Consider the following 3,242-nt stretch of genomic DNA (forward strand, 5'->3'; position numbering starts at 1 on the left):
AAACTTTGATCTTTGAAAACTGGATATCAATATAATTTTTTAGTTTTAAAATGCCGAGAACACAGCGTATTTGTTAGAGTTTCTATTAGAAATTCGATCGCATAACCGATAAACGAAGTTTATCAAGGTTAAGTTACAAAGGGCGCACGGTGGATGCCTTGGCACTAGGAGCCGATGAAGGACGGGACTAACACCGATATGCTTCGGGGAGCTGTACGTAAGCTTTGATCCGGAGATTTCCGAATGGGGGAACCCAATGCACGTGAGTGCATTACATCTAAGTGAATACATAGCTTAGTTGAGGTAGACGCAGGGAACTGAAACATCTAAGTACCTGCAGGAAGAGAAAGAAAAATCGATTCCCATAGTAGCGGCGAGCGAAGTGGGAAGAGCCCAAACCAAAGTGCTTGCACTTTGGGGTTGTAGGACTGAACTTTAGAGTTACCAAAGTAAGTTGTAATCGAAGTCAGCTGGAAAGCTGCGCCAAAGAAGGTGAAAGCCCTGTAGGTGAAACGACTTACCCTCTGTTCAGGATCCTGAGTACGGCGGAGCACGTGAAATTCCGTCGGAATCCGCGGGGACCATCCCGCAAGGCTAAATACTCCCTAGTGACCGATAGTGAACCAGTACCGTGAGGGAAAGGTGAAAAGCACCCCGGAAGGGGAGTGAAACAGTTCCTGAAACCGTGTGCCTACAATAAGTCAAAGCCCGTTAATGGGTGATGGCGTGCCTTTTGTAGAATGAACCGGCGAGTTACGTTTACATGCGAGGTTAAAGTGAAAAGCTGGAGCCGTAGCGAAAGCGAGTCTGAATAGGGCGAATGAGTATGTAGATGTAGACCCGAAACCAAGTGACCTACCCATGTCCAGGTTGAAGGTGCGGTAAAACGCACTGGAGGACCGAACCCATGTATGTTGAAAAATGCTGGGATGAGGTGTGGGTAGCGGTGAAATTCCAAACGAACTTGGAGATAGCTGGTTCTCTCCGAAATAGCTTTAGGGCTAGCCTCGGAGGATGGATAATGGAGGTAGAGCACTGTTTGGACTAGGGGCCCGTCAAGGGTTACTGAATTCAGATAAACTCCGAATGCCATTTATCTTACTCCGGGAGTCAGACAGTGAGCGATAAGGTCCATTGTCGAAAGGGGAACAGCCCAGATCACCAGTTAAGGTCCCTAAATTTATGCTAAGTGGAAAAGGATGTGGCGTTGCACAGACAACTAGGATGTTGGCTCAGAAGCAGCCACCATTTAAAGAGTGCGTAATAGCTCACTAGTCGAGTGACCCTGCGCCGAAAATATACCGGGGCTAAGCATAATACCGAAACTGTGGGTGCCAACTTAGTTGGCGCGGTAGGAGAGCGTTCTAAGTGTGTTGAAGGTCGACCGTGAGGACGGCTGGAACGCTTAGAAGTGAGAATGCCGGCATGAGTAGCGAAAGACAGGTGAGAATCCTGTCCACCGTATGACTAAGGTTTCCTGGGGAAGGCTCGTCCTCCCAGGGTTAGTCGGGACCTAAGGCGAGGCCGAGAGGCGTAGTCGATGGCAAACAGGTTGAGATTCCTGTACTAGTTTGTTTTGTTTGAACGATGGAGGGACGCAGTAGGCTAAGGAAAGCATCCGGCTGGAAATGGATGTCTAAGCATTAAGTCTTGAAGCGAGTGAAATGCTTACTTCAGTGAAGGACAAGATGTGATGGGGAGCGAAATTTAAGTAGCGAAGTTCCTGATGTCACACTGCCAAGAAAAGCTTCTAGTGAGAAACAAACTACCCGTACCGCAAACCGACACAGGTAGTCGAGGAGAGTATCCTCAGGTGAGCGAGCGAACTCTCGTTAAGGAACTCGGCAAAATGACCCCGTAACTTCGGAAGAAGGGGTGCTGATCGTCAGATCAGCCGCAGTGAATAGGCCCAAACAACTGTTTATCAAAAACACAGGTCTCTGCTAAATCGTAAGATGACGTATAGGGGCTGACGCCTGCCCGGTGCTGGAAGGTTAAGAGGATGAGTTAGCGTAAGCGAAGCCCAGAATTGAAGCCCCAGTAAACGGCGGCCGTAACTATAACGGTCCTAAGGTAGCGAAATTCCTTGTCGGGTAAGTTCCGACCCGCACGAAAGGCGTAATGATTTGGGCACTGTCTCAACGAGAGACTCGGTGAAATTTTAGTACCCGTGAAGATGCGGGTTACCCGCGACAGGACGGAAAGACCCCATGGAGCTTTACTGTAGCTTGATATTGAGTGTTTGTACCGCTTGTACAGGATAGGTAGGAGCCGTAGAGACCGGAACGCTAGTTTCGGTGGAGGCGTTGGTGGGATACTACCCTAGCTGTATGAACACTCTAACCCGCACCACTTAGCGTGGTGGGAGACAGTGTCAGGTGGGCAGTTTGACTGGGGCGGTCGCCTCCTAAAGTGTAACGGAGGCGCCCAAAGGTTCCCTCAGAATGGTTGGAAATCATTCGCAGAGTGTAAAGGTATAAGGGAGCTTGACTGCGAGACTGACAAGTCGAGCAGGGACGAAAGTCGGGCTTAGTGATCCGGTGGTTCCGCATGGAAGGGCCATCGCTCAACGGATAAAAGCTACCCTGGGGATAACAGGCTTATCTCCCCCAAGAGTCCACATCGACGGGGAGGTTTGGCACCTCGATGTCGGCTCATCGCATCCTGGGGCTGTAGTCGGTCCCAAGGGTTGGGCTGTTCGCCCATTAAAGCGGTACGCGAGCTGGGTTCAGAACGTCGTGAGACAGTTCGGTCCCTATCCGTCGCGGGCGCAGGAAATTTGAGAGGAGCTGTCCTTAGTACGAGAGGACCGGGATGGACGTTCCGCTGGTGTACCAGTTGTGCCGCCAGGCGCATCGCTGGGTAGCTATGAACGGCAGGGATAAACGCTGAAAGCATCTAAGTGTGAAGCCCCCCTCGAGATGAGATTTCCCATTCCTTTATGGAAGTAAGACCCCTGAAAGATGATCAGGTAGATAGGCTGGAAGTGGAAGCGTAGCGATATGTGGAGCGGACCAGTACTAATCGGTCGAGGACTTAACCAAAGCAGCGAAAGCTGCCGCGAACAAATACGGTTGTCGACAAAAAACTAAAAAATTTGATATCCAGTTTTGAGAGCTCAAAGTTCTCATAAGTGTGGTGGCGATGGCAAGAAGGATACACCTGTTCCCATGCCGAACACAGAAGTTAAGCTTCTTAACGCCGATAGTAGTTGGTGGGAAACTGCCTGCGAGGATAGGAAG

At 50.1% G+C, this 3,242-nt stretch carries 2 rRNA genes; both read left to right on the plus strand.

The features are described from left to right. Positions 1-126 precede the first annotated feature (126 nt). Positions 127-3,044, plus strand: a 23S ribosomal RNA gene (locus tag FC34_RS09445). A gap of 90 nt (positions 3,045-3,134) precedes the next feature. Further along, positions 3,135-3,242 (plus strand): 5S ribosomal RNA (gene rrf / locus FC34_RS09450); the annotation flags it as partial.

The organism is Lacticaseibacillus brantae DSM 23927, assembly GCF_001436115.1.
GTDB classification, from domain to species: Bacteria; Bacillota; Bacilli; order Lactobacillales; family Lactobacillaceae; genus Lacticaseibacillus; species Lacticaseibacillus brantae.